Raw genomic sequence first — 5531 nt, 5'->3', positions numbered from 1 at the left:
TGCATTCGACGGTCTGCCCCGGCAGGCGCGAGACCGGTGGCGCCGCCACGGGGGAACATTTCTACAAGCCGCCCTGCAGACGAGCTTGTGACACTGCGCGTATGTCCAAAAACCGGGATGACTTCCCACCGCCGCGCCCTCGGCGGCCGCGGTACGGCGTAGACGCTCCAGCGTTCCCTGCGGCACTCGGCGCCGTCGGCACGGCCTGCTGTCTGGCCGCCGGACGATGGCGGCCAGGACGGAACGCGATGATGACGGCGGGGACGGTACTGCTTGCCAGCACGGGCATCTATCTGCACACCACACTGCACGGCAAGCTCCGCATCTGGAGGCAGGAGCTGGACCAGGCCGACTTGAAGGGTGACGAGCAGCTGCTGGACCTGGGCTGCGGTCGCGGCGCGGTGCTGATCGAGGCGGCCAGGCGGCTGCCGACGGGACACGCCGTGGGCGTGGACCTGTGGTCCGGAAAGGACCAGAGCGGCAACCGGCCCGAAAACACGCTCGCCAACGCCGCCGCGGCAGGGGTCGCCGACCGGGTGGAAGTACATACGGCCGACATGACCGCGTTGCCGTTTGCGGACGGCTCCTTCGACGTCGTGACGAGCGCGCTGGCGATCCACAACATCCCGTCGCCCGAGGGGCGATACCGCGCGGTGGACGAGGCCATGCGGGTGCTGCGCCCGGGCGGGCAGTTGCTCGTCGCCGACTTCTGGCCCATGACCGGGAAGTACGCCGAGCACATCGGCCAGGGCACGCTGCGCGGACTCGGCCCCGGGTACTGGTACGGCGGACCGTGGCTCGGCATCACACTGCTGCATGCCGTCAAGGGCTGACAGGCCGTGATGCCCGTGAAGGTCGTCGCCGTCTCCGGTAGTGCCCCTTCCCCCTCCGCCCACGGAAACGCGACAGGTCACCCGTCTACTATGGCGCTACGTATTCGGTGGCGAGAGGAAGTCGGGCCATGCGGCGGCTGGGGGATCTGGAGGCGGAGATCATGGACCGCCTCTGGACGTGGGACCGTCCGGCAACAGTGCGCGAGGTCGTCGACGACATCAACAAGACCCGCCCCATCGCGTACACCACGGTGATGACCGTCACCAACATCCTGTACACGAAGGGTTGGCTGCTGCGGGGCAAGCAGGGTCGCGCCTGGCTGTACGCGCCGGTCCGCAGCCGTGAGGCCTACGCCGCCGCGCTCATGGAGGACGGCCTGGGGGAGAGCAAGGACCGCTCGGCCGCGCTGCTCCATTTCGTGGAGAACATGTCGGAGGAAGAAGTGGCCGCTCTGCGCAGGGCTTTGCGAAACATGGGCCGACAGGCGAAGCCGTGAACGCCGCTCCCGTCCTGATCGGCTACACGGCGGTCGTGGGTTTCGTCGCTCCGTATCTGCTCCTGCGTGCCCGCTGGCCGCACCGGGCGCCCGCCCTGGCCGCGGCGGTCTGGCATGCCCTGGTGGTCTCGTTCTCGATCGGCGCCGCGCTCGCCGCGTACCACCTGGCCATGCCGGCCGAACATCTGAACGCGGGAGTCATGGGCCTGTTGAACTCCTGCGGCATGGACGTCGGTGCCGGCGATCCCGGCACCGCCGACCGGCTCGCCGTCGCCCTGCCAGCCGCCATCGGAGTCGCTCTCACCGGGAGCTTGGCCTTTCATGTCGTACGAGCCCGCCGCGCCCGGACGCGACACCGGGAAGCCGTGGACATGGTGGGCCGCCACTCGCTACGACTGCGCGCCACGGTCTTGCCGTACGACGTCCCCGCCGCCTACAGCCTGCCGGGCCGCCACGCCCGGATCGTGATCAGCGAGGCGGCCGTCCGTCAGCTCACGCCGGAGCAGCTCGGCGCCGTACTGGAACACGAGCAGGCCCATATCTCAGGACGTCATCACCTGGTCCTGGCGGCGACGGACGCGTTCCACTCGGTCTTCCGTCCGCTGCCGCTGGCCCGTCACGCCCGGGAACAGACGGCGCTTCTCCTGGAGATGGTCGCCGACGACTGGGCCCTGCGCGGTCACTCCGGTGAGGTGCTGGCCACGGCAATGTACGAGATGGCGGCCGCCAGTGCACCGAAGGGAGCGTTCGGCGCGGGCGGGCACACCGTCCTGATCCGCCTGAAGCGTGTCCTCGGCCCCCGCAAGGCCCCGCACCCCGCCCTGCGGGGTGCCATGGCCGCCATGGCCGTGGCGGTCCCGCTGCTCCCGCTGCTCGTCGCCTGCCCGCCCGGCGTCGGCTGACCGCCGACTGAGCTCCCTGAATTCTCCGCCGCCGTCGGTCAAGGCTTCGCCATGTGCCACCGATGGCTGAGCGTACGGGAGTTGCCCAACGTACTAAGGGAGTAAGTAGAACGACCGGCGAAGGGAAACTCCGTGATCCAGCAACGCATCGTCCTCCTCTCGGCCGCAGGGCTCGCCTCGGCGCTACTCCTGGCGGCGTGCGGCAGCTCGACGGAAAAGACCTCCACCGGTACGAGCCCCGGCAGCGCCGTTCCGGTCGCCACGGCCGCCTCGCAATCCGCGACCTCCACACCGGCCGCCGGCGGCGACTCCGGCAGCGGGCACATGGCCACGACCACCATGGTGATGGCCAAGGCGCTCAACGGCATGGGCAGCGTGGTGACCGACGACAAGGGGATGACCCTCTACCGCTACGACATGGACCAGGCGAATCCGTCCAAGTGGACGTGTGCCGGTGAGTGTACGAAGACGTGGATGCCCGTAATGGTGGAGGACTCCGTACGGACCATGGGGGTCGAGAAGAGCCTTCTCGGCACGGTCCACCGGGACGGCATGAAACAGCTCACCCTCGGCGGCTGGCCGCTGTACCGATACATGGGCGACACGCAGGCCGGACAGACGAACGGCCAGGCCAAGGGCAATATGTGGTACGCCGCCACCCCGTCCGGCGCGAAGTCCACCATGACGGGCTGAGCCCATGCGCACGGTCGTGGGGCTGCCGTTGCACACCTCCCCGGATCCGGGAACCCGGGGAGGTGACGTGGACGGCCGTCAGTTTCCGGCGGTTGCGAAGCCGGTCTCGGTGCGGCTGCCGCGGTGGAGCTGAACCGTGCGGGACCGCGCCTGGTAGCCGGTCGCGCCGGTCGGGCGTGACCGACGCGAGGATTCGGTGTGAATGCTCGGCCGTGGATCGTGGATGACGACTTGTGGATGCTGATCGAACCGCTGCTGCCACCCTGGCCGAAGCGGTCACCCGGGCCGCGCCCGGTGCCGGAGCGGGGTCCTCAGCCCAAGGCCGGGTAGTTACTGACCTTGGCGTTATAGCGTCTGGGTCTTTGCCGGACCAGGTGACAGGGGCCGTTGTGGTTGGCAGCCCGGAAGTATGCGGTATCCGGACGGGGGCGGGCTGACCGCCGAGCAGCGCAGATGCCGCGAAGAGGTACGGATGCGGGCCACTGACCTCTTCGAGGAGGACCCATAACTCCCGTGCGTCGTCGCACGGGAGTTATGGGTGAGCGAGAGATCGGTCTACCAGTGGCGTCGTGCCTGGGCGTCCGGCGGGTGGGAAGCGCCGTTTTCCCAGGGGCCCCCGGGCTACGACTGCCGGCTCCACCCCGGCCTGCAGTTCAATCTCGCCGCCTGGCTGGAAGAAGGGCCGGCCGCGCACGGCTGGACGGACGACCAGGTGTGGACCGCCGCAAGAGTACGCACGCTGATCGGGCGGAAGTTCCACATCTCCTACAGCGTCTCCGGAGTCACCCGGCTGTTGCACCGCATGGGTTACAGCGTGCAGATGCCCGCCCGGCCCGCCGCCGAACGGGACGAGGACACGATCACCGCATGGCGGGAGGCGACCTGGCAGGAGGTAGAACCCTCCGGGCGGCGACCGGCGCGTTCGTCTGCTTCGAGGACGAAGCGGGCGTGACCGGCCGTCCGCCCAAGGGCCGCACCTGGGACCGGCGCGGCATCACCCCGTCGGTGCGTGGTGACCGTCTTCAGGAAGTACGTGTCGTCGGACGGGCAGCCGGCCGGGGTGGCGGGTACGTCGGGGTTCGCGCACAGACAGAAGCTGACCACCGCGTCGAAGTGCGCGAGGTACACCATCTTGTCGCAGACGATGACGTCGTGGCACCCGTTGGGGAGGCGCTCGGGCTCTCCGCGTCAACGCCGCAGCGATCCAAGCCGGACGACGAGCGGCGGGGCGCGCTCAGGCGGATTGTGTGCGGCGGGAGTTGGCCCGCAGAAAAAGTGCGGTGCCGACTGCGGCGGCGAGGAGTACGCCGCCCGCGGCCCAGACCACCGTGCCGGTGCGGGATGTCCCGGCTGAGTGCTTTGCGGCTTGCTGAGCAGCGCAGGCTTTTCCGGGTGCGGCGGGGGCGATACGCAGACGGGCCCATGGTTTGTCGGGGCCGGCCTGGTCGGCGTCATGCCGGTAGACGACATAGAGGCCGGGTGCGGAGTCGCATCTGAGGGTGGTGGTGGCGGTCAGGACGGCTCTGGCTCCGCGCAGGACGGAGCGGTCGGTGAATGCGCGGGAGGTGAGGGTGATGTCACCGTCCGATCCCTCGTCATAGTTGTCAGTGATCGTGATGCGGCTGCCGGCCCGGAAGGTCCGCACGTCCCATTCCGACTGGGGCCACGTGCTGACGGGAGCCCAGCGTTCCTCCAGGCTGGGCGGGGGCAGTTTCTGGACCTTGTTCCGGCAGACGCGGCGTGCCGCCTCGTCGGTGGCTTCGACGCGTACGCGTGCCCAACGGAACGGATGCTCCTCCGGGCCCACGTCTCCGGCGCCGTGCAGCAGGACCGGGTAGGTGCCGGGCCGGGTGTCGCAGGCGACGGTCACGGTGGTGGTCAGCAGCGGATCCATCATCCGCAGCTTCCCTGCCTTGATGAACGCGGATGAAGTGATGGTCTCGGCGTAACTGGCCTCGCCGGTCTTGGCATTGACCGTCAGTGTGTCGCCGGGATGCACCGACCGGACGCTCCCGAACGGGAGGGATGACTCGAGCGGGGAGGCCGAGGCCGACCCGGCTGCCAGAAGGGGCAGCAGGAGAGGGAGTGCCGCCCACGCGGTCTTGCGAAGTCGGTCCATCGCCTCGCCATCTCTTATTTGACGACATGTCAGTTGTTGTTCGATAGTGCAGTGTCATCGAACATGTGTACGGACAAAGGAATTTCGGGGCTCGCGCACCGTAAGGCCCCCTACAAGACGGAAAGGCACCTTGTTGCGTTCCAGACACAGATGGATTCCAGCCCTGGCGCTAGGACTGGTCGTCGGCGTTCTCGGCGCCGGGACCGCATCGGCCGCGACGAGCCATCCGGCACCAGCGCCCTCCGCCCCACCGACGGCCTCCGCATCACCGGCGGCTGCCGGCACCGGGCATCAGGTCCCGTCTAAGTCGCCGGCACCCTCGGCGCCGTCGACGGTCGCGGGGGCCGTCGAGCCGACCGACTCCGCCACGCCCTCGGCGTCCTCGACCACGCCCTCGGCGTCCTCGACCACGCCCTCGGCGTCCTCGACCACGCCCTCGGCGTCCTCGACCACGCCCTCGGCGTCCTCGACCACGCCCTCGGCGTCC

General features: G+C 69.3%; 7 protein-coding genes. 5 read left to right on the top strand and 2 right to left on the bottom strand.

Annotation, left to right across the window (positions count from 1 at the left end; genetic code table 11):
• The first annotated feature begins 248 nt into the window (after positions 1–248).
• The 5 genes from ABZ656_RS02095 to ABZ656_RS02075 all read left to right on the top strand — a co-directional run bounded on the left by ABZ656_RS02095 (position 249) and on the right by ABZ656_RS02075 (position 3877).
• Positions 249–833: a class I SAM-dependent methyltransferase gene (locus ABZ656_RS02095; RefSeq protein WP_360263602.1), complete on the top strand. Its 585-nt coding sequence runs from the start codon at positions 249–251 to the stop codon at positions 831–833.
• A gap of 128 nt (positions 834–961) precedes the next feature.
• On the top strand, positions 962–1330 hold the full coding sequence (locus ABZ656_RS02090) for a BlaI/MecI/CopY family transcriptional regulator (protein WP_101401936.1): 369 nt from the start codon (positions 962–964) through the stop codon (positions 1328–1330).
• Positions 1327–2232 carry a M56 family metallopeptidase gene (locus ABZ656_RS02085; protein WP_101401937.1) on the top strand — a complete coding sequence of 302 codons (906 nt, stop codon included), beginning with the start codon at positions 1327–1329 and terminating at the stop codon, positions 2230–2232. The genes ABZ656_RS02090 and ABZ656_RS02085 overlap by 4 nt, the downstream gene beginning before the upstream one ends.
• A gap of 132 nt (positions 2233–2364) precedes the next feature.
• On the top strand, positions 2365–2925 hold the full coding sequence (locus tag ABZ656_RS02080; protein ID WP_101401938.1) for a hypothetical protein: 561 nt from the start codon (positions 2365–2367) through the stop codon (positions 2923–2925).
• A 538-nt stretch (positions 2926–3463) separates the two neighbouring features.
• The gene (locus ABZ656_RS02075; RefSeq protein WP_360263597.1) at positions 3464–3877 is read left to right on the top strand and encodes a winged helix-turn-helix domain-containing protein; all 414 of its coding nucleotides are present in this window, start codon (positions 3464–3466) and stop codon (positions 3875–3877) included.
• A gap of 282 nt (positions 3878–4159) precedes the next feature.
• Here ABZ656_RS02075 and ABZ656_RS02070 read toward each other — a convergent pair whose 3' ends face one another.
• On the bottom strand, positions 4160–4924 hold the full coding sequence (locus ABZ656_RS02070) for a hypothetical protein (protein ID WP_218977885.1): 765 nt from the start codon (positions 4922–4924) through the stop codon (positions 4160–4162).
• A 411-nt stretch (positions 4925–5335) separates the two neighbouring features.
• Positions 5336–5531, bottom strand: a 196-nt coding sequence (locus ABZ656_RS02065; RefSeq protein WP_360263594.1) for a hypothetical protein, incomplete at its 5' end; no start/stop codon positions are given.

Origin of the sequence: Streptomyces sp. NPDC007095 (genome assembly GCF_040634475.1) — a bacterium.
GTDB lineage: Bacteria > Actinomycetota > Actinomycetes > Streptomycetales > Streptomycetaceae > Streptomyces.
The sequence above is the reverse complement of the archived record's forward strand: the minus strand, read 5'-3'. Positions and strand labels throughout refer to the sequence as shown.